General features: G+C 46.1%; 16 protein-coding genes. 10 read left to right on the top strand and 6 right to left on the bottom strand.

Annotated elements, in window-relative coordinates; translation table 11 throughout:
* Nucleotides 1-2 precede the first annotated feature (2 nt).
* Both ACIEHO_RS10860 and ACIEHO_RS10855 read left to right on the top strand, forming a co-directional pair.
* Nucleotides 3-1097: a hypothetical protein gene (locus tag ACIEHO_RS10860; protein ID WP_406971559.1), complete on the top strand. Its 1095-nt coding sequence runs from the start codon at nt 3-5 to the stop codon at nt 1095-1097.
* A 1-nt stretch (nt 1098) separates the two neighbouring features.
* Nucleotides 1099-1941, top strand: a complete 843-nt coding sequence (locus tag ACIEHO_RS10855) for a hypothetical protein (RefSeq protein ID WP_406971557.1) — start codon at nt 1099-1101, stop codon at nt 1939-1941.
* Between the two features lie 6 nt (nt 1942-1947).
* Here the strand turns inward: ACIEHO_RS10855 and ACIEHO_RS10850 are convergent, their stop codons facing one another.
* Nucleotides 1948-4461, bottom strand: coding sequence for a hypothetical protein (locus tag ACIEHO_RS10850; RefSeq protein WP_406971555.1), 2514 nt, complete (start codon nt 4459-4461; stop codon nt 1948-1950).
* Nucleotides 4462-4692: 231 nt separating this feature from the next.
* A complete protein-coding gene (locus ACIEHO_RS10845) occupies nt 4693-5007 on the bottom strand; it encodes a hypothetical protein (RefSeq protein WP_406971553.1) in 315 nt (104 codons plus the stop codon).
* Nucleotides 5008-5788: 781 nt separating this feature from the next.
* On the opposite strand from ACIEHO_RS10845, the gene ACIEHO_RS10840 reads away from it, so the two are divergent.
* The 3 genes from ACIEHO_RS10840 to ACIEHO_RS10830 are packed head-to-tail and all read left to right on the top strand — an operon-like array spanning nt 5789 to nt 12584.
* Nucleotides 5789-8818: a SusC/RagA family TonB-linked outer membrane protein gene (locus ACIEHO_RS10840; RefSeq protein WP_406971551.1), complete on the top strand. Its 3030-nt coding sequence runs from the start codon at nt 5789-5791 to the stop codon at nt 8816-8818.
* 20 nt (nt 8819-8838) lie between these two features.
* On the top strand, nt 8839-10263 hold the full coding sequence (locus tag ACIEHO_RS10835; protein ID WP_406971549.1) for a RagB/SusD family nutrient uptake outer membrane protein: 1425 nt from the start codon (nt 8839-8841) through the stop codon (nt 10261-10263).
* Between the two features lie 23 nt (nt 10264-10286).
* Nucleotides 10287-12584 (top strand): zinc-dependent metalloprotease, encoded by a 2298-nt coding sequence (locus tag ACIEHO_RS10830; RefSeq protein ID WP_406971547.1) that lies wholly within the window; start codon nt 10287-10289, stop codon nt 12582-12584.
* 105 nt (nt 12585-12689) lie between these two features.
* On the opposite strand, the gene ACIEHO_RS10825 is transcribed toward ACIEHO_RS10830, so the two are convergent.
* The 4 genes from ACIEHO_RS10825 to ACIEHO_RS10810 form a co-directional block, all read right to left on the bottom strand.
* The gene (locus tag ACIEHO_RS10825; protein ID WP_406971545.1) at nt 12690-12935 is read right to left on the bottom strand and encodes a DUF6520 family protein; all 246 of its coding nucleotides are present in this window, start codon (nt 12933-12935) and stop codon (nt 12690-12692) included.
* A 75-nt stretch (nt 12936-13010) separates the two neighbouring features.
* Nucleotides 13011-13448 carry a MauE/DoxX family redox-associated membrane protein gene (locus ACIEHO_RS10820; RefSeq protein ID WP_406971543.1) on the bottom strand — a complete coding sequence of 146 codons (438 nt, stop codon included), beginning with the start codon at nt 13446-13448 and terminating at the stop codon, nt 13011-13013.
* A 116-nt stretch (nt 13449-13564) separates the two neighbouring features.
* Complete coding sequence (locus tag ACIEHO_RS10815) at nt 13565-14506, bottom strand: AraC family transcriptional regulator (RefSeq protein WP_406971541.1); 942 nt, start codon at nt 14504-14506, stop codon at nt 13565-13567.
* 57 nt (nt 14507-14563) lie between these two features.
* Nucleotides 14564-14947, bottom strand: a complete 384-nt coding sequence (locus ACIEHO_RS10810; RefSeq protein WP_406971539.1) for a DUF7793 family protein — start codon at nt 14945-14947, stop codon at nt 14564-14566.
* Between the two features lie 200 nt (nt 14948-15147).
* On the opposite strand from ACIEHO_RS10810, the gene ACIEHO_RS10805 reads away from it, so the two are divergent.
* From ACIEHO_RS10805 to ACIEHO_RS10785, 5 genes are all read left to right on the top strand, one after another.
* Complete coding sequence (locus tag ACIEHO_RS10805) at nt 15148-17550, top strand: aminotransferase class I/II-fold pyridoxal phosphate-dependent enzyme (protein ID WP_406971537.1); 2403 nt, start codon at nt 15148-15150, stop codon at nt 17548-17550.
* Nucleotides 17551-17568: 18 nt separating this feature from the next.
* Nucleotides 17569-18414, top strand: a complete 846-nt coding sequence (locus ACIEHO_RS10800; protein WP_406971535.1) for an RteC domain-containing protein — start codon at nt 17569-17571, stop codon at nt 18412-18414.
* Between the two features lie 271 nt (nt 18415-18685).
* Nucleotides 18686-18970 carry a helix-turn-helix domain-containing protein gene (locus ACIEHO_RS10795; protein ID WP_406971533.1) on the top strand — a complete coding sequence of 95 codons (285 nt, stop codon included), beginning with the start codon at nt 18686-18688 and terminating at the stop codon, nt 18968-18970.
* Nucleotides 18971-19252: 282 nt separating this feature from the next.
* Complete coding sequence (locus ACIEHO_RS10790) at nt 19253-19729, top strand: hypothetical protein (protein WP_406971531.1); 477 nt, start codon at nt 19253-19255, stop codon at nt 19727-19729.
* Complete coding sequence (locus ACIEHO_RS10785) at nt 19713-20375, top strand: ATPase (RefSeq protein WP_406971529.1); 663 nt, start codon at nt 19713-19715, stop codon at nt 20373-20375. The genes ACIEHO_RS10790 and ACIEHO_RS10785 overlap by 17 nt, the downstream gene beginning before the upstream one ends.
* The last annotated feature ends 11 nt before the right edge of the window (nt 20376-20386 follow it).

Genomic DNA, 20386 nt, shown 5'->3' with positions numbered 1-20386 from the left:
AGATGGGGTTCAATGAAAAATTTAACTTAAAATCAAATCCTTTTAGGCTTACTCCTGCTACAAGTTCAGAAGAAATAGTTTGGGCTGGTTTTGAGGAAATAAAAAATAAGATTGAGAAACGAATAAAGAGGAGTATTAAGCTTCCAAACTCAAGTCTAGTTTTAAATTGGGGTGAATATGGGAGCGGCAAAACACATTCAGCTAGATACTTTAGTAAAGAATCTGTTCTTGAAGATATAAGTGGTGATTTACCTAAACCTTACCCAATAATTGTATCGTTGCCAAAGGGGAAAGAACCTGTTTACAGCTTGTTTATCTCCATTATTGACAAGTTGAAGATTGAAGAGCTAAGGAGTAAAATTGAATATGAAGAAATTTCTAGTTTTATAGATAGTTATGGTGACAATATTCATATAAAAGCTGTTCTGAAAGCGATATTTGATAATGGTATAGACGTATCTTTTTTAAGAAAATTCCTATACGGAAATATTACAAATACAGAACTGAAAGAATTAAATGATTATGGGATATTAAGAAAGTTAAATTCTGATAATGACTATACTTTATTTTTATCTGGATTATTTAGTTGTATTACCTTTGATAAAAAAGCTTATTCTTTGGTTATCTTGTGGATTGATGAATTTGAGGACATTGCTGTTCTTAACAGTTCCAATATTGATAAGGCCAATAATTTTTTAAGAGAGGTAATGGACAATACTCCTAATAATCTTTTGTTGTTTATAAACTTAACTCAGTCAGCTTTGATTGGTGCTGAAGATTTAGGAGAATATGTATACGAATCTGTAAAATCTAGAATTAAAGAAAGAAATAACTTTGACCTTCCTTCTGATGATGACTTCAGAATCTATTTGAAAGAGATTCTAAGTTTTTATAGAATAGACAAAAAGAACGATTACCACCCATTTTCAGATGAAGTAGTTGAAAACTTGATTACTAAGACCCAAGGCTTTTCTTTAAGGCGTTTCAATGAAGCTTTTTCAATTTTACTTGAATTAGCGGATCTAGATGAAGCAGAAGTTCCAATTAATGAGGATTTTTTGATAAAAAATATTCAGGATATTATTTGGGACATTTAGTATGAGTTCTATTACTACAGTTCTTGATGCGTGTACAATAATTAATTTGATTCAAATTGATAGTGAAGATGAGTTTCTTATTAAGAAGCTTGCTCATCTAAAAGTCTATATTAGTGAATATGTGTATCAGGAGATACAATCAAATGCTTTTACAGTTCCCGAAGAAAGAGCTAGAATTTCCCAAGCAATATCTAAATTTTTGAGTTTTAAAATTTCAGATACTAATGTGGAGCTTGATATGGGTAAAGATTTTTATTCTGAAATAGGTTCACTGTCTAATTATAGAAAAAGAAACGGAGAGTTTTTTTCTACAGCACTTTCTGTATACATAACTCAATCAACCCCAACTAAATTATTTTTCTATACAGATGACTATGTTGCAAAGGAAGATTTCCTGAGTTTTTATAATTTACATCAAATAGGCAGTATTAAAGATACTGCGGATTTATTATTGCTTCTTTACAGGTTGGATGAAGGTTTTTCAAAAAAAGAATTGATAAGATTGTTAAGTGCCTTGTTTTCTAAATACTCAACAGATGTAAGTGTTTTATTGTCTAAGCTAAGAAAGTACTCGATTCCAACATCTTTAAGAAAAGATAGACGTTATAATGAGAATTTAAGAAGGCTGATTAATTCACTCGAAAATCATTCTTTTAATGAAATAAATTCTATTAGAGATTTTTTTATAAAAAACAGGAACGGTAAATACCAAGGAGTTTTGAATATTATTAATCAACATAAGGAAGTTTTTGGTTTAGAGTCTTTTTCAAGCATATACTTAATCAAGCTAAAGGATCTTATTAGTCATTTGAAGAAAAATGATATATATAAATTTGCCTGTTAATTCATATTAATCTGCCAATCCTTGCATCATTTCTTCCATACCACCAAAATTTAGAATAAATGTAGAGTAATAATGGTCAAATAAATCTTTTAAATATTGGCCTAAATCTACTTCTTCAAATTGATTAGTATTTATGTTTTTTTGGTTAATCTGATAACCTCTGTTTTTAGTAATCGTATATAAAAATAAGGTGTGAAAATATACAGCTGTGTAGTATTTTCTATTGGCTATTTCAATTTGATCTTCATTTGGGTTATTGTATTTAGATTTGAAATTCTTTAAAACTGTACTATCCATATTAATGAAAATACTATTTAAATTATCACCTTCTGCCTCAGGAACCATAACTGTTTTAAAGTCTATCTCTAAACCTGTGGCTTCTTCAACGTCCTCCCAAGAGACAGCATCGTCTCCTTTATCTTCTTTGCTTTGATAAGCAAAAACCATTTTAGGTAACCCTAAAGGTTCATTATCATCTTCATCCTTTGGTGTCTTTGCCTTTTTCTTTTCAGGGTCAGATATTTTTACCCAAAATATTTCATCAAAATCTCCAGTTGGAGCAGTTAATGAGACTTTTAATTGAACTGCATCACCGACTTTCAATTCTTCTTTTGGGTTGAGGTTAACTCGTATAGTCCCCTTATTAGGACTACTTTTATTTACGTTGAATAAATCGCTTATTTCTTTAGGTTCTCCTATTTGGTTGCCACCTTTAGTTTCATTGTCTTTTATTTTTAGAACTGCAATTTTTAGCTCTCCAGGATCTTCTGTACGGTCAAAATAATCGTTAGCGCAGTCTGTGCTAAACCGAATGGTTTTCTCCCCGTTTAGAGGTATTTTGGCTACTTCTGTGTCTCCTTTAGCTTTGGAATTTACTTTAAACTGCGAAGGGAATCGTTGAGGTATAAATGGCGTTTCAGTCTTTGTGGTATCAGATTTTTTCTTTTCTTTCTTATTCTTTGTTTCTTTCTTTAAATCTAATTTAAATGTATCACCAAGTAACTTCATTAAATCGGAATTCAGAGGTAAGTTTTTGGTAAAACTCTTAAGTAGCTGATTAGTGTTTGTAGAAGTATCTACATTAACTGCTTGTCTTCTAAATTTCTGGATTTCACTTAATCTGCCATCTTTTGAGCTTAATTTAGTCGCTAAATAATGTCTCAATTGTTGTGTTTCTTCTCCGTCTTTTAACCTGTCTCTTGACGCCATAAAGAGTTCTTTTCTAAACTCGTACTTCATTTCGGTACAGTCCACATGAATTAATAGATGGTTTTTAAGAAGGTTAAGTTTCAATGAACGGGTTATAAATTCTGACGTATAATAACCATGTACTTGACCATTCATGGAGAACATGACGTTCATGCCATTTTTAAAATATCGCCTCCCAATTTCATCTTTAGTTTTCTTCAAATCATAATCTTTGACTTTCACATTAAAAACAAAACAGGAAACTTTCATTTTCCCAAATAACTCATCTTCAAACACTTCAGAAAACTGATCAGATATATAATCCCCTTTTTCTTTTTGAAGTCTTCTTTTAAGACCGAACAGATCATTTGAAAGTACTTTGTTATTGGGATATCTTTCAGCTTTATCTTTCGTTAGCATTGGAAGTGCTGGACTAAAAAGAAATTCATTAATACTTTGATTTAGGTCTTGTGCAAAACCAGAATATCCTTTAGGGAACTGATAAGAGTACATTTTAATTATTGTACCAGTTTTAAATACTCTGTTTTCTAACCCTAAATCAAGATTATCTATTTTAAATGATGGAATTTTTCCGTCTATTAACAAATATTCATACCAAGTTTCTTTGGCTTGATCATTTTCAGTTTTAGGATGTTCTCTAATTAGTGTAAAGCCAAAATCACCGGTATTATCAAATCTTTTTGAAGCTATAAGCTGGTATCTTTTTTTACCACAAAAAACTATTGCGCCACTTCCTCCCATATTATATTTGCCTTGAACAAAATGGACATTATTTTTGTTTCCTCTTAAAAGGGATAAGAAGGTGTCTTCGAAGTCTTCAGGGTGTTGTCCTTCTCCATTATCATATATAATTACTGATGTTGGGTATTGTTTCTTTTGTGTTCTAGGTCCTTTTCCATCAGCTATTATCTGAATCTCTTCAGACTGCGACTTCCTGAATTCTGTTAAGTCCCAATTATTATTTGGATAAAACATTTCTATGGCTTCATCCATAGATTTTGGTGCGTCTTTCGATTTAGGATCTATTCCTGATTCCCAACATTTTTTTGTTAGGATGGCATCAATTGAGTTTGTGGTTTTTTCTATTAAAGCAGCAATTGGACTAGATTGTTGGTTTTTTACTACGCCATAATTACTCTTATTATCTCCTAAAGCTTTCCAATTACTGTTGTCAAATATTTCAATATTAGCGTCTATTACAGATTGTAATTCTACTTCGTCTTTGGCATTAAAAATTTGATGAAATAGTTCCTTTAGGTTTGTCGTCGAAAAAGTCTGGTTGAATAGATTTTTATCCAAGAAATTGCCCATTTGTATTCTTTAAATTTGAGTCTAATTTCAAATGTAATGAAATAACTACAAATTATATATGCGTTTTTTTAAAAAACAGAATTGGATAAAAAAAAAGGATTTAGAACTTTATATAACATATTACAAATTTTAGTCTTAGATGACTATAATTCTAGTTTACTTTAAGCGTTAAACGTCATATTTTTCTTATTAGTAATAGTTTTCTAAATGATTAAAATCAGGGCGAAAGAATCAATAATTACTTGATATAAAATCACTTATTTCATTCTCTTTTATTGAACAATATACTTTAGAAAATTCAATTAAGTCAAACCCCATAGCTTCCACAATTAAAATCAACGTTGCAGAACTGGGAATAGACTTTGCATTGAAAGTGTCTGAAACAGTAGCTTTTCTTAAGTCGGAGAAAAGGGCTATTTTATTATAAGTATCTGGGGTATTATCTTTTCCATCTTCATCTTGAACACTTACTTTACGTGCTTTCAATAACTTGTTCAAGCTAATTGCGATTTTTATTTTTATAAGCTCTTCTAGCTCTTGTTTCATAAATGCAATTAACTATTTAGTAAATAAAATATCGGTACGTTTTGGCGTACCGATATTTTTAATTATATTTGATTCGGTATCTTGATACCATAAATATTATATTTGCGATTCTTCAAATTAAAAATATTGAAGCATTCGCTTAGAATCTCGCACTAGAAAACTGGTAACTTTATAGGAACGAGATGATAAGTAAGATGCTCACGTCATATGGCGTGGGCTCACTTATTGTTCCTCGGTATACCAGTACCTCTAGTGCAGTAAGATGGGTTCCACGCTTTTTTTGTGTTCAAATTTTAAAGCCTTACCCACCTATTCTCAGCGTTACTTCTTTTTTAAAGAATGGCAAGATTTTAATTTAAAGAGCATGCAACACAGTAATTGCACATCTCAGGAAAACAAAACATCCCAACACCATTTGGTGCTGGAAGTATCCGTGTTCGACATCCTTTTTAAAAAGAAACCCAAGAACCCCATATAAGGGCCTTGTTATGGGATCCACGATATACCTTTTCCGGAATCCACGATTTTATTTTATCCCATAACCAAATTTTCTCCATCCTTTTGCATCCGGACAATACCCGTTAACGCCTTTAACATGCCTTGACATAGCTCTTTATTGCCATGCACCAAGGTCATGCCGATTGCATATTTATTAATCCAAACCTAAAAAACACAATACGCCTATGGCATAGAACGAACACAAAAAACCCCCCAATAAACTGTCGCAGGTTCCAAGGGAGGCCAAAATCCAACAATATATGTTAAATCTTAATCCAAAATTATGAAAAATAATCCATTATTTATGGGCAGGCACCACCTGCTCCAACTTCTAATTGTCCTTATCCTCTCCCTATCCACCCATGCTCTGGAAGCCCTACCAGTACAACAACAGCAGGTTTCGGGCACGGTAACGGATGGCAACGGCCTACCTCTGGCCGGTGTGGCCATTACGGTTAAGGGTACACAAAAAGGCACCATAACAGATTATAATGGCACATACAGCCTATTGGTCCATCCCAGTTACACCCTTAATTTTTCCTTTTTGGGCTTTAAGTCCCGGGACGTTTCCTTAGATGGGCGCAGTACCATCAACGTCCAATTGGAGCCCGACATCACCGACCTGGGCACCGTGGAGATCAACGCGGGCTACTACACCGTCAGGAACAGGGAGCGCACGGGCAATATTGCCAAACTGGAAGCCAAGACCATCGAAAAACAGCCCGTCAACAATCCCCTTTCCGCCATGCAGGGGCATCTGGCCGGGGTGAACATCGTACAGTCTACAGGCGTTCCCGGCGGCGGTTTCGAAATCGATATCCGCGGGCAGAACTTCATCAATGGTAGCACTGAACCGCTCTATATCATAGACGGCGTCCCCATGGGCGGCACCTCGATGGAGACCTTTTGGGTTTCCTCAGGGATTAACAGTGGCAACGTGAGCCCGCTCAACGATATCAGCCCTGACGATATCGCCAGTATCGAGATCCTCAAGGATGCCGATGCCACTGCCATTTACGGATCACGGGCCGCCAACGGCGTCGTACTCATTACCACCAAAAAAGGAAAAGTAGGCAGGACCAGCTTCCGGGCCAACATAAGCAGTTCCCTCGGTCAGGTCTCCCATTTTCTGGACCTGATGGATACCGAGCAGTACCTTAAAGTACGTCGAGAGGGCATCATTGCCGATGGACGGGGGGACGACCTCGACGACCCTGGATATGATTATCTCTGGCCAGACCTAAAGACCTGGGACCAAAACCGCTATACCGATTGGCAAAAGGAACTCATCGGTGGTACCGCCTACCGCAACAAGGCACAGCTTTCCGTTTCAGGTGGCAGTGAGCACACCCAGTTCTTGGTCAGTGGTAGCATCCAGAAGCAGACTACCGTATTCCCCGGCGACTCCAATTATAAAAAGGCCTCATTGCACAACACCCTGAACCACCGCTCCGAGGACGGACGCTTTTCCCTAAACCTGTCCACAATCTATACCCGCGAGCATAACAAGCTGCCCCGTACCGATCTTACCGGAAAGGCCTACAGACTGGAGCCCAATGCTCCCGAACCCTACGATGAGGATGGGCAGCTCAACTGGGAAGACAACACCTGGGACAACCCCTTGGCCTCTCTATTGGAGGACTATCTGGCCAAGACCAATACCCTAATGGCCAATGGCAGCATCGCGTACAGAATTTCACCCAATCTGGAAGTCAGGACCAATTTGGGCTTTAACACCTACGATCTGGACTCGTACAAACTATTGCCGCATGATGCCAGAAATCCCCTGTACGGCTATACAGCACAGAGTTATTCCTCCATAACCATAAATTCCAGTTCACGCAAATCCTGGATCATGGAGCCACAGATCCATTGGAGCAAGGAATGGAAAGATCTTGAAATGAACGTCCTGTTGGGCAGCACTTTCCAACAGCAGGATTCCGAGCAACTTATCCAAAGGGGAAGGGGATTTTCCAATAACAGCCTCTTGTTCAACCTATCGGCGGCCAACAGTCTCAATATATATGGGGATTCGGATAGCGAATACCGTTACAGTGCCCTCTTTGGGCGCATCAACCTCAATTGGAAAAGACGCTATATCCTCAACCTAACGGGACGTCGGGACGGTTCCTCACGTTTTGGGCCGGGACGGCAGTTCGGCAACTTCGGGGCGGTCGGTATGGCCTGGCTCTTTTCCGAGGAAGGCTTTTTAAGGGACAGTAACGTGCTCAGCTTCGGAAAACTACGGGGCAGCTACGGTACCACAGGAAGTGACAATATTGGCGACTACCAGTTTCTGGGAACCTATAAGGTGACGGGCGATGATTACAACGGCGTGGGCACCTTGGCACCTTCGGGCATCGCCAACCCCCAGTTCGGCTGGGAATCCAATAAGAAACTGGAATTCGGTCTTGAACTGGGATTCTTCAGGGACCGTATCCTGCTCAACACCTCTTGGTTCCGGAACCGTTCCTCCAACCAACTCATCGGGCTTCCATTGGCGGCCACCACGGGCTTTTCGCAGCTTACCGGCAACTTCGATGCCACCGTGGAGAACACGGGACTGGAAATCGAACTGCGCAGCCAGAACATTCGGCAGGAGCATTTCCAGTGGAACACCACCTTCAACCTGACCGTTCCCAAAAACCGATTGGCAGCTTTCCCCGGTCTGGAGTCCTCCGCCTTTGCTGACGACTATATCATCGGCAGACCGCTCACCATCGTAGACCTTTACCATGCCCAGGACGTTGACCCCGATACGGGAACCTACCGCTTCGAGGACTATAACGGTGACGGCAGCATAACCAGTTCCCAGGACAAGGGGTACATCGAGGACTTTGCGCCCAAATTCTATGGTGGACTGGGCAACACCTTGACCTATAAAAACCTATCGCTGGACCTGTTCTTCCAGTTCAAAAAACAAAGGGGCTATAACCTATTAAGGACACGTTCCGCACCGGGCCTACGGGGCAATGGTGCCACATTACTTCTGGATTATTGGCAACAGCCCGGGGACAACACCCCTATCATGAAGGCCACAGCCGGTCTGGACCGTAGCTTGTCCTCCGATCGCGGGAAACAAAGGAGCAGCAGTGCCGCGGTATCCGATGCTTCCTTTGTCAGGCTCAGGAACATATCCCTCACCTACAGGCTTCCCGATGGCCTGGCTCAAGGGATCGACCTTGACATTTACATACAGGGACAGAACCTGTTGACCTTTACCCCATACGACGGGCCGGACCCCGAACAGACATCGCTGCTTAGATTGCCGCCATTGCGACAGTTCACCCTTGGCATACAATTGGGCCTTTAATCATTTAAATCAGTATTCTTATGACATCTATAGACAATATTAAAACCTTGAAGTCCCTCAAGTGGGCTTCCAAAGTATGGCCGTTGAAAACGTTAATGGCAATAATCATGGCCACTGCCTTTTGGGCCTGTTCGGAATTTGTGGAAGTGGATCCGCCCAAGAACACCCTGGTATCGGAAACGGTATTTGAAAACCCCGCCACCGTAGAGTCGGCACTGGCCAACCTCTATCTGGACCTTCGCGACCAGAGCATGGTCTCCGGACGCAACGGGCTCAGTTCACTCATGGGACTCTACAGTGATGAACTGGACTATTTCCTGTCCAATACCGATTATTCGCAATTCTATGGCAATGTGCTGACCCCTTCCAACAGTATTGTAACCGATTGGTGGAGCCGTGCCTATAATATCATCTATGCCGCCAACGACATCATCCAAGGCGTCGACGGTTCCGATGCCCTGACCCAGGATGAACGCGACGGGTTCAAGGGACAGGCGCTATTTGTAAGGGCCTACATGCACAGCATGCTGGTTGAACTCTTCGGCGACATCCCCTATGTAACCACGACAGGCTATGTGGCCAACGGGAGTGCCGCACGGATGTCCGTAAGTACGGTCCATGGCCATATCATTAAGGACCTGAACCTGGCCATAGCCTTGTTGGATGCCGACGACCCCACCGGTAGCCGTGTCGTACCCAATAGGGATACCGCTAAGGCCCTTTTGGCCCGCATCCATTTATATGCCGAAGATTGGGAGCAGGCCGCCTCGACGGCTACTGGGCTCTTGACCGATTATGGGCTGGAACCCGATATCACCAAGGTCTTCCTCAAGGAATCCCCAGAGACCCTTTGGCAGTTCAGGCCGAACGGGATATCGGACATGAATACCTATGAGGGCAGTACCTTTATCATCAACGCCATTCCCGGTCAGACCATGGCCCTTACCGATGCCCTGTTGGCCGCCTTTGAACCGGGCGACCAGCGGTTCGTGCATTGGGTGGGCAGCCACACCAGTGACGATGGGCTGACCACACTTTACTATGCCCATAAATACAAGAAGACCTTCAGGGACGATGCGTCCACGGAGCATTCCATTGTCTTCAGGCTTTCCGAACAGTACCTGATCCGTGCGGAGGCACGCGCCCATTTGGAAAACATCACGGGGGCCCAGGACGACCTGAATGCCATAAGGCATCGTGCGGGACTGGGGGACACCTCGGCCGATACCCAGAGCACGCTCCTTAAGGCCATCCTCAGGGAGCGCCAGACGGAACTTTTTACCGAGCATGGACAGCGGTGGTTCGACCTCAAGCGTACGGGCTTGGCCAGCGATGTCCTCGCCCCTATCAAAGCGAACTGGCAGCCCACCGACATCCTGCTCCCCCTACCGGAGGACGAAATCAGCAACAACCCCAACCTGAGGCCCCAAAATCCTGGATATTGATGTACTACAGAAACCGAACACCTATGAAAATCTATATTCCTTTTATCATATTGGCCTATATGCTATCGGCCTTTCCTGTCCGTGCAAAAGCGGCCCCTAGTCCTTTGGAGAAAGCACCAAGAACCATGGTACGCAACCTTGACGGGTTCTTAAAAGCAGAACTTGACGGGACAAGGGTCATTTTGGAAATGCCCCGCTCGATGTTGGGCGACACAATCCTGATGGTCTGCCACCACGATGGCTACGACCACGATTACAAACAGGTTGTCTGGACCCAACAAGGGAACGGCATCCTTCTTGAGGCCGTCAGGACCGTTTCCGTGACGGGCATTATCATCCCCATGGACAGTGCCCCAAAGGACTCGAGCATCCCCCTGGCCACGTTTCCGATAACCAAGGAAACTACTGGTTCCAGGGCCGTTTTTATCGATGTCACCGAGCTGTTCCTCAAAGTGGATCTCGGTTGGGACCTCGGCAATGCCATTAGGGACCTGTCCTATATCTCTAGCGTGGCCAATCTGGACAACGAGACCATTATCAGCACCACACGTAGCACTTCCAACGGAAAGGTAAAAAGGAGCATCCAGGTGGACTTTAGTTTTTACCGGCTCACCGAGCCCATGGCGCCCCGGCTCTTCGACCACCGCGTAGGTTTTTACTGTGAGGATAAGGGCAGCACCATTAGTTACAGGCTGCATGACGCCAAAGCGGCCATTACAAGATGGCGCCTCGAAAAGAAACATCCCGAACAAGCCATTAGCTCCCCTATAAAACCCATTACCTTTACCCTGACGGAGGACATTCCCAAAAAGTGGCGGCCCTATGTCAGGGCAGGCATCCTAGCATGGCTACCGGCCTTTGAGACCGCGGGATTTAAGGACGCCATTATGGTCAACGATCCCTTTACCAAGGATGCCGATATCTTGGGGAGCAGTACAGACCATGCTATGGTACGTTGGCGGAGGCACAAGGGCGTTAGGGGCTTTGAAGCGGGTGGGGGTGCCACCGTTTCGTCCGTTATTGACCTGCGCTCCGGGGAAATCCTAAAATCGGACATTATTATCAACTCTTCCGTGCAGCGTTTGGCTGACGAATATTTTATTCGTTGCGCACCCTTGGACGAACGGGCCCGGCAATATCCCTTTCCCGACGACCTTATGGGCGGGCTTATTCAATCCCTGGTCTCCCATGAGACCGGACATGCCCTTGGGCTTATGGATGCCCATTACGGGGAGTTTGCCTACCCCCTTGGAAAGCTGCGCGACCCGGACTGGCTGGAGCGCATGGGACATACCCCCAGTATCATGAGCTATGCCCGCCACAATGGACTGCCACAACCGGAAGACGGTATCCCGCCGTCCCTGTTACTGCAAAAAGTGGGACCCATGGACACCTTTAACATCCGTTGGGGCTATACCCCGTACCAAAATACGGACTTTAGGTCGGAACGGCATTTTCTGGATATGATCGTTCGTGAACAGGATTCCATACCCTGGTTCCGTTACAACAAATACAGAGGAGAGACCATCGGGCCGGGCTCCACCAACGAAGTCGTTGAGAGCAGCGACCCCATCGGGGGGACGGCACTGGCACTGAAAAATCTGGAGCGTACACTGGACATCCTTTCCGCAATCAGTAAAAGGGAAAGGGACTTTGCCCTGGCCGAAAGGCTATATGATAAGGTCCTCAATCTTTGGCGGCTCCAGTTAGCACAGGTCATGTCCATGGTCGGGGGCTATTCCATACAGTACAAGTCCCCTTCACAAAAGGGGAACATCTACACACCCATACCCTATAGTGAGCAAATGGAGGCCCTGGACTTCCTATTGCAACAGACCCTATCCCCTCCCGAGTGGCTGGTATGCCCAAAGGCCTTAAAAAGGACACGGTACTCCACCCATCCGGATCTTATGCTGGAAATGCAGACCCGGCTGCTCTATGAACTGCTCGATTATGAAAGGTTAAAACGTCTGGAATATTTGGAGCATATCGAAACCTATGATGGGATTACCGAAGCGGTTCTTCAACGGCTACAGCATGCCATATTTAAAAAGTTTTTTGATTCTCCGGAAACCATGGCCACCAGGGACATGGCCCTGCAGGATTTCTATGTGGACAGGGTCCTACAGAACCTGGAACAAAGACCCGTATCTATTAATGCCGAAAAAAACAGGTTTGTACATAATACCCGCTCCAAGGCGCTGTTCTTGGCACAATTGGTCAAACTGAGGAAACGTGTATCCGATAACCTGGACCAATGCGGTACGGAAGCGGCCCGGGGCCATGCTATGCGCCTCCTGAAACTAATGGAGGACCTTTAATAGGTTATTTGATATTTGCCATTTCCTATGGCATATTTTGAGTTGGTCGAAAAAAGGTGTCCCATTTGGGACACCTTTTTGTGGTCTTAAGGCAACCAATTACCATTACTCCTTAAACAAGGGAATGGTACGGTCCTCGTCCGCAAACACGGGCTGCTCATCGTGAAGACAAGCTATGGTGCCTTCTGGAGGACAGTCCACGCCACCGGGCACCTCTTCTACCTGATTGGTATTTGTGTCCCAGTAGTAACCCTGTTGGTTCACTTCAATTGATGTCGTGGCGAACGACAGCCCGATGGCCAATACCATCACTAGGGCTGGCAACAGCCCCTTCATTACTTTCGTTTTCATAATGTTTAAATTTAAATTAACGGCCTACTCTGTTTTGCAGGTTTTCGGCCTTCCCCTGGCACTGCACAGTATCTTTTAGATACATTTGTATTGTTGTTGGTTTTTTAGATAGATACCCAGGACGGCGAAAAGCACAAAGACAAGGTTGAACACCAAGTGTTCAGTCCAACCCAGCTGTGACAGTACCCCGCCACAGGCACAGGGAACATGATTACTGAACCGGAGCACCAAGGCGATATAGATGGTAAAGGCCACCATAAGCCACAAACTGGCATATAGTGCCGCCAGGGTGTATTTCGGGAAAAGATAAAGAACAACGACCAAGAGCTCCGCCGTCGGCACGCCCCAGGCCAATGCCTTGGCATAATCCGATATATAGGGGAAACGCCCCAATTGACCTATGAACCGCTCCATATCCAATAACTTGGACGTTGCGGCATAGGTAAACAGCAGCACGTAAAGAAGTGCAATACATTTTGTTATCGTTTGGTACTTAAATTCTTTGCGTCCCATAGCTTTTGGTTTGATATGGTAAAGTTCCGCAGTAAATTTTATTTTTAAGGGATGAAGTCTTGCCCGTAAAGGATTTAGACAAAAAATAACCGTTCCGGGGCAAAGGAGCGGCCTATTTACCTATCCTTGCCAAAGGCCTTTTTCTGGAGTTCGCTCGGGGTGTAGCCAAAATGTTTTTTAAAACTGCGCGAGAAATGCGCCGTGCTCTTGAAGCCCGTCATGTGGGCGATGGCCTTGATAGAACGGTCGCTGAACTGGATCATCATCTGGGCCTTGCGCAGACGTTCACGAAGCAAAAAGCGGTGGACCGTAGTGCCATATAGTTCCTTGAATCCGTACTTCAACTTGAACTCATTGGTTCCCAGCTGTAGGGCAAACTCCTTGAGGGACGGGAGCTCGCTTTCCAGGTTCTCCAAGATGATATCATGTGCTTTCCTGATCTTGCGCACATCCTCAAAGCTCAGTCTCGGCCTTGATTTTTTATGTGCAGCAGGGGATTCCCGCTTTTTGGAATGACCGATTACCTCCCCTTTCAAACGCTTCTGGATAAGCTCCTGGCTATTGGCCTGGTGGATGGCCGTTACCAAAGTCTTCCTCTCTTCTCCTTTTGCTTCAAAAGTGGTGATATAGCAAAGCTTCGGAACAGTCAGTTTACCAACAGTCTTAAAAAGGAGTTCGATGTTGGTATCATAAGAAGATTTCTTCTGCAGGCCAATCCATTTGCGTTGCCACTTGGACCTGGAGGTTTCAGTTAGCAGGGTCCCAAATGGCCGGCCCAATATATCGGACCGCAGTACGGACAGGATGTTGCACCCCTCTTGGTTGGCCATGGCCACCGACCCGTTGTGGTCCAACAAGAAGCTCATCTGCACCACGTTCACGATGCTGCTGTCCGTGTTCACATAGCCCTGGTGCTTTATAAAAGCTTCTATTTCCTCGGCCAGCATGTTCAGGGTCACCATCAGGGCCTCTGTCGTGTCGTTCCTGGAACTCCGCTCCAAGCGGTAAAAAAAGTTGCCCGATGCCATTTCCAATAGCATCCGGTTGATCTGTTTCATTCGTTTTTTTCTGCTCTTATTGCCCATATGGTCGTAACTGTCATTGTTAAGTTTATATCAGGGGGTGTCCACGAACGGTCTCAAAAATTCGAGGGCCTCTTCCCTTTTCCTGAACGACTTCGTTGGGATGGGCGGATGGCTGGTACGGATATAGAAGCGGGACATGACCTCGGATACCGTGGGCTCTACGATAAAGGCCACCGCCCTTATCAGGGTGGAACCCTCTATCGCCAAATAATGGCGGGCCGCCTTGTTGATGCCCTTGACGCTTCGGACATCGCAGAGCACGGGTAGGGAACGGCCCTCGTGCAGCGCTATCCGGTCCGCCACGATACGGATGGCCGCATCAAGGTCGATATAGATACGGTTGTGGTAGGTCACATGGAGGACACCTCCCTCCAAGCGGTAGGACGAATAGTCATTTTCAAAATAACGGCACATGGTCTAGAAAACTGGTTTTTCTGAATAAACTTACAAAATAATCAACACATATCCTGATAATGAGTTGTTTATACTCTATTTAGAAAGGCCTTTTGTTGTCCTGAAAGGATTTAAGGTTGACCTTAAGGGATTATGGAACTCGACCATGTTCCAAAACACTACAAATGGTGTTAACTTTTATGACATAAAAATCTAACGATATGGCAAAGATCAAACACAACAATTTTTTGGACACCGTAAACGAGGTCTTTACGGACGCCAAACAGGAAGGTATACTGCACCTTTATGCAGAGGGGAGCTCATTTTCGGGAAGGACTATCGGCATTGGTGACCGGGAACTGTTCCATTTTGGGACCACGGGCTATCTGGGACTGGAACAGGACATAAGGCTCAAACGGGCGGCCGCCGATGCCATCATGGCCTATGGCACACAGTTCCCGCTGTCCAAGTCCTATGTCTCCCATCCGCTCTATGGGCAATTGGAGCAAAAGGTCACCCAAATGTACGGCAGCCCCATCATCATCACCAAGAACAGTACCCTCGGGCATTTGGGAGTCATCCCCAGTGCAGTCAGCGACCGGGACGCCATCATCCTGGACCACCAAGTGCACTGGAGCGTCCAGAGCGCTTCCAAAGTGCTCAAGAACCGTAGCGTTCCCATTGATATGGTACGGCACAACGACCTTAATATGTTGGAGGACAAGATAAAGTCCCATTCCAACAAACGGGAGCGCGTCTGGTACATGGCCGACGGTATTTATTCCATGTATGGCGACTATGCCCCCATCAGTGATTTGATGGCGCTCTGCAACAGGTACCCCCAACTCTCCCTCTACATCGACGATGTGCACGGCATGGGCTGGAGCGGCAGGAACGGTACGGGCCATACCCTGTCCGAGCTCGGTGAACTACCGGATAACGTCCTGCTCTTCGGCACGCTGAGCAAGACCTTCGGTGCCAGCGGCGCCGTATTGGCCTGCGCCGATAAAAAGATGCACAACAAGATCAGGACCTTCGGCGGGCCGCTCACCTTTTCCGCACAGTTGGAGCCCGCCTCCGTGGCGGCAGCCATCGCCTCGGCGGACATCCACCTCTCCCCCGAGATATACGATCTTCAGAACGACCTGAGGGAGCGCATCAAATATTTCAACGGCCTGTTAGGGGCTACCGATCTGCCCCTGGTCGACCATAACGATTCACCGGTCTTTTATATCGGCACGGGCATGCCCAAGACCGGCTATAACTTCGTGAACCGGCTCATGAAAGAGGATTATTATGTCAACCTCGGGCTGTTCCCGGCCGTTCCCGTAAAGAACACGGGGGTACGCATAACCATCTCACGGCACAACCAAAAAAAGGAAATCAAGGGACTGGTCGAGGCCATGGCCTACCATTTCCCAAAAGCACTCGCCGATACCGGTACCACGCCGCAAAGGGTGTTCCATGCCTTTAAACTAAAACCAAAATCAGAGGCAGGAACCCTGGACACCCATGGGCTTTCGGTAACGCTAGAGACTTCCATCCAAAACATTGATAGGGAGACCTGGAACCGTTGTATGGGCCGTCGCGGGGTCTTCGATTGGGACGGCCTCAAGTTCCTGGAGAAGAGTTTCAGCGATAACGGTCAAAAGGAGCACGATTGGAAGTTTTGGTATCTTATCATTTATGGGCATGACCGGACGCCCGTCCTGGCCACCTACCTCACCCTGTCGCTCTGGAAGGACGATATGCTGGCCCCACCAAAACTGTCGACCGAAATCGAGGTACTCAGAAAGGACGACCCTTACCACATGACCTCTAGGGTGCTCGCGATGGGCTCGCTCTTTACCGAGGGTGACCACCTTTTTCTGGATGCTTCTACGCCCTTAAGGGATAAGGCCCTGGATATCCTTGTACAGCAATTGGAGCACCTTGAAAAAAGGCACGGTGCAAAAATGGTTGTATTGCGCGACTTTGCGGAAAAGGATGCCCTGCACGGCCACTTTCAGGGACAGGGCTTTGTCCGTGTCCAGATGCCGGACTCCTGTTCGGTCCATTTGGAAAAGGGCATTTCCATTGGGGGTTATATCGGACAGCTATCGGCACGTAACCGACGGCATTTCAGAAAGGATATTATGTCCAGATTGCCCTTGACCCAAGTTGAAATCATTGAATCTCCCAACCCTGCACAGCTGGAACGCATACGCGAGCTCTATAATAATGTTCACGAGAACAACCTTGGACTGAACACCTTTGCGTTTCCCGCCAAGCTGTTCGATAATATGGCCGCCCATCCCCAATGGGAGTTCATTGCCATCGCCCCCAAGGAACGCCCAAAACAAATTATCGGGGCGATGCTCTGCTATAAGAATGGAAGGCACACCTACATTCCCGCCTTTGTGGGGCTGGACTACGGTTGCAACGAGGCCTACGGCACCTATCGCCAACTGCTTTACCGCACCATCGAACGGGCCATTGCCCTAAAGTTCGAACAGATTGACCTGGGCATGACCGCCGCCTTTGAAAAGCGCAAGCTCGGTGCCCTTGTCGAGGGACGCTATGCCTACCTACAGACGGCCGATAATTATATACTGGAACGCCTTGGCGTTCTTGAGGGCCGGTAATGACTATGGAGCGCCCCTATGGAGTACGAGAACCTGATATCTGAATTTGAGGCCAAACTGGAGGCGCTGGAGGCCCGCCATATCGACATACTGCATAAGGCGGAAACTGGCATCCAGCATACGGAGCGGTGCATCAAGAGGCTCCGCTCCGAAATCGTGGCCAACGGATTCCCCGGTAAGCGCGACGAAATCCATTTCTTTAAGCACGTGAAGCCACAGATATTCAGCAAGCTCATCTACTACGGCAAGCTCTACGGCATCGAGAGCAAACGTCCCCGAAGCAGCTCCAAGTTCCAGGTCAAGTACCTCAATGCCCAGATCGACAGACTCCAGGTCTATTTCAACGACAATCTCGAGTTCTACCATTACTACCGCAGGGGCGCCACCTCCCTCGACGACCAGTATTTCGTCAGGGGGCGGTCGGACCTGCGCATGCCTACGGATTCCTTCCACTTTTTCACAGATGAGCAGTTTTCCACCTGTCAGGACCTGACCGTAGCCACCATCATGGCCTACGACATGCTCATTGTCTACCTGCAACAGGAGATTGCAAAGCTGGAGAACCATACCGATAACCCAAAACCACATCCCATGAGGCAATCATCAAAACTTTTCTGGACGGGCAGCAAAACGGAGCTCATCGAACTGATATACGCGCTCCAGGCCAGTGGGGCCATCAACAGCGGCACCGCCGACATCAAGGAAATGGCCACCCACTTCGAGCAGGCGTTCAACATCGACCTGGGCAACTATTACCACACCTTTATCGAGATACGGGCACGCAAGTGCAGCCGTACCAAGTTCCTGGATCGCCTCATCGAGGTGCTCGCCAAGCGCCTGGACGAGTCCGACGCCAATCCATAGTCGACCCCAAGTTGGGAAAACCCCTTAACCTCCAAAAGACATAAAATTTGTGGCGTTTTGGTGCCTCTATTATGGTTTTCTATTGCTGTTCCAGTACTTAATGCCCCAAAATAAATGTCTAAAAAAATCACCCATCTTGGGGTCGACTATGGATGTTTTTCAAATAATCCTTTCCAGATTTGCAGTACGAAAGTCAAATCAGGGCAAAGTCGCCCAAACGCCATCGGGCCAAGGGCGGCTTTGTTTTTTTAACCAAAAAAAACAGTTACAAATGGCAGCAACCATCATTACAACGGAAGACCTCATGGAGTTCAAGATGGAACTCCTTGACGGCATCAAGGAACTCCTGGCCAAACAGTCCAAGGGCGGCCTGAAAAAATACCTGAAATCCTCCGAGGTCATGGACCTCTTGCAGATCAGCCCGGGCACGCTACAGAACCTGCGCATCAACGGCACTTTGCCCTATACCAAGGTGGGCGGCATCATCTTCTACGATGCCGAAGAGATACAAAAGGTCATGGAGGCCAACCGCGTGCACCACGGCCTGAGACGTTAATTTCCCACCATGAACTACATCAAGCTCCTCAACGCAGCCTTCGAAAGGCTTTATTTCGACCACCGCCCCAACCCCACGCACATCAGTCTCTATATGGCACTGTTCCTGGAATGGAACGCCAACCGCTTTGCCGATGGCTTCTTCGTGAGCCGCAGGGAACTCATGCGCGCGGCCAAGATCGGCTCCAAGTCCACCTACCACAGGTGCATCGTAGATCTGGACAGGTGGGGCTACCTTTCCTATTTGCCGTCCAACAACCCCTATAAGGGGAGTTCGGTAAGGATGGCAAATTTATGCCAAGAGGTACCGAATTCGGGACACAACAGTCCCATGTTGGAACAGCTTGCCGAACGGTACCATCCCAGAGACGTACCTCTAACGGGACACCACCCTCCCAATGGAGGACAGGAAGTGTACCCGCAGCGTCCCAACAGTGGACAAGCATTGGTACCTAATATAAACAATAACAAACAGGAAAACATTGACAAACGGCCAAAGGACTGTCGGGCGGTCATCGATTTTTTTGAAAAAAAAGGTTTTAGTGCCGGTGAAGCAAAAAAATTCCATGGGCATTATACCGACCATCATTGGCAAACGGTCGATGGACAACCGGTACGGGACTGGCAGGCCCTGGCCATAAGTTGGATGGAACACAGCACTAGCACTGGGGCGGAAAACGGAGACAAACCAAAACCAGTGTCCCAAAAAGAGGACCACCTACGGACCAGTAAAACCAAGGACTATGGACAACCCCTCTAAGATCACCGAAGGCGGCGTGGAATATTCGATTGGCACTTTTGACGGCAGGAACGTCGTGTACGATTTCCCGAAGATCCTCATCTACCTCGATGCCAAAGGAAAACTGCTGTTCGGCAAAAAGTTCAGGATCCATGAAAGCGACCGTGACATTCTGTTGAAGCTCTGCTCCTACGGCATCAGGGACCGGGAATATTGTGAGGCCCACGGTATCGACATCGACAAGGGCATCCTGCTATCGGGACCGGTAGGCTGCGGCAAGACCAGCCTTATGAAGCTCTTGCGCCATATCGTACCCCACCGGAAACCCTACGAGGTCATCCCCTGCCGTAACGTGACCTTTGGGTTCAACCATTTGGGATTTAAGACCATCGAGGACTACGGCAACAGCAGGTTCTACTGTTTTGACGACTTGGGCGTTGAGCCCAGCGGTAGGTTCTATGGTAAGGACCTGAACGTGATGGGCGAGGTCTTGTTGTCCCGCCATGAACTGTACATGAAGAGCAACCGAAAAATAAAGACCCATGCCACCACCAACCTCAATGCTGAGGAACTGGAAGAACGCTACGGCAACAGGGTTCGCAGCCGCATGCGGGAACTGTTCAATTTGGTGGCGTTTGATAAGGGTACTGGGGATAAGAGGATATAATTTAAATTGGC

Source organism: Flavisericum labens, assembly GCF_045446075.1.
Taxonomy (GTDB): Bacteria; Bacteroidota; Bacteroidia; order Flavobacteriales; family Flavobacteriaceae; genus Flavisericum; species Flavisericum labens.
The sequence above is the reverse complement of the archived record's forward strand: the minus strand, read 5'-3'. Positions and strand labels throughout refer to the sequence as shown.

Excerpts from the sequence above, each read along its gene's own strand:
- ACIEHO_RS10860 (WP_406971559.1), top strand. The coding sequence starts at position 3 with ATGGGGTTCAATGAAAAATTTAACTTAAAATCAAATCCTTTTAGGCTT.
- ACIEHO_RS10855 (WP_406971557.1), top strand. The coding sequence starts at position 1,099 with ATGAGTTCTATTACTACAGTTCTTGATGCGTGTACAATAATTAATTTG.
- ACIEHO_RS10850 (WP_406971555.1), bottom strand. The coding sequence starts at position 4,461 with ATGGGCAATTTCTTGGATAAAAATCTATTCAACCAGACTTTTTCGACG.
- ACIEHO_RS10845 (WP_406971553.1), bottom strand. The coding sequence starts at position 5,007 with ATGAAACAAGAGCTAGAAGAGCTTATAAAAATAAAAATCGCAATTAGC.
- ACIEHO_RS10840 (WP_406971551.1), top strand. The coding sequence starts at position 5,789 with ATGAAAAATAATCCATTATTTATGGGCAGGCACCACCTGCTCCAACTT.
- ACIEHO_RS10835 (WP_406971549.1), top strand. The coding sequence starts at position 8,839 with ATGACATCTATAGACAATATTAAAACCTTGAAGTCCCTCAAGTGGGCT.
- ACIEHO_RS10830 (WP_406971547.1), top strand. The coding sequence starts at position 10,287 with ATGAAAATCTATATTCCTTTTATCATATTGGCCTATATGCTATCGGCC.
- ACIEHO_RS10825 (WP_406971545.1), bottom strand. The coding sequence starts at position 12,935 with ATGAAAACGAAAGTAATGAAGGGGCTGTTGCCAGCCCTAGTGATGGTA.
- ACIEHO_RS10820 (WP_406971543.1), bottom strand. The coding sequence starts at position 13,448 with ATGGGACGCAAAGAATTTAAGTACCAAACGATAACAAAATGTATTGCA.
- ACIEHO_RS10815 (WP_406971541.1), bottom strand. The coding sequence starts at position 14,506 with ATGAAACAGATCAACCGGATGCTATTGGAAATGGCATCGGGCAACTTT.
- ACIEHO_RS10810 (WP_406971539.1), bottom strand. The coding sequence starts at position 14,947 with ATGTGCCGTTATTTTGAAAATGACTATTCGTCCTACCGCTTGGAGGGA.
- ACIEHO_RS10805 (WP_406971537.1), top strand. The coding sequence starts at position 15,148 with ATGGCAAAGATCAAACACAACAATTTTTTGGACACCGTAAACGAGGTC.
- ACIEHO_RS10800 (WP_406971535.1), top strand. The coding sequence starts at position 17,569 with ATGGAGTACGAGAACCTGATATCTGAATTTGAGGCCAAACTGGAGGCG.
- ACIEHO_RS10795 (WP_406971533.1), top strand. The coding sequence starts at position 18,686 with ATGGCAGCAACCATCATTACAACGGAAGACCTCATGGAGTTCAAGATG.
- ACIEHO_RS10790 (WP_406971531.1), top strand. The coding sequence starts at position 19,253 with ATGGCAAATTTATGCCAAGAGGTACCGAATTCGGGACACAACAGTCCC.
- ACIEHO_RS10785 (WP_406971529.1), top strand. The coding sequence starts at position 19,713 with ATGGACAACCCCTCTAAGATCACCGAAGGCGGCGTGGAATATTCGATT.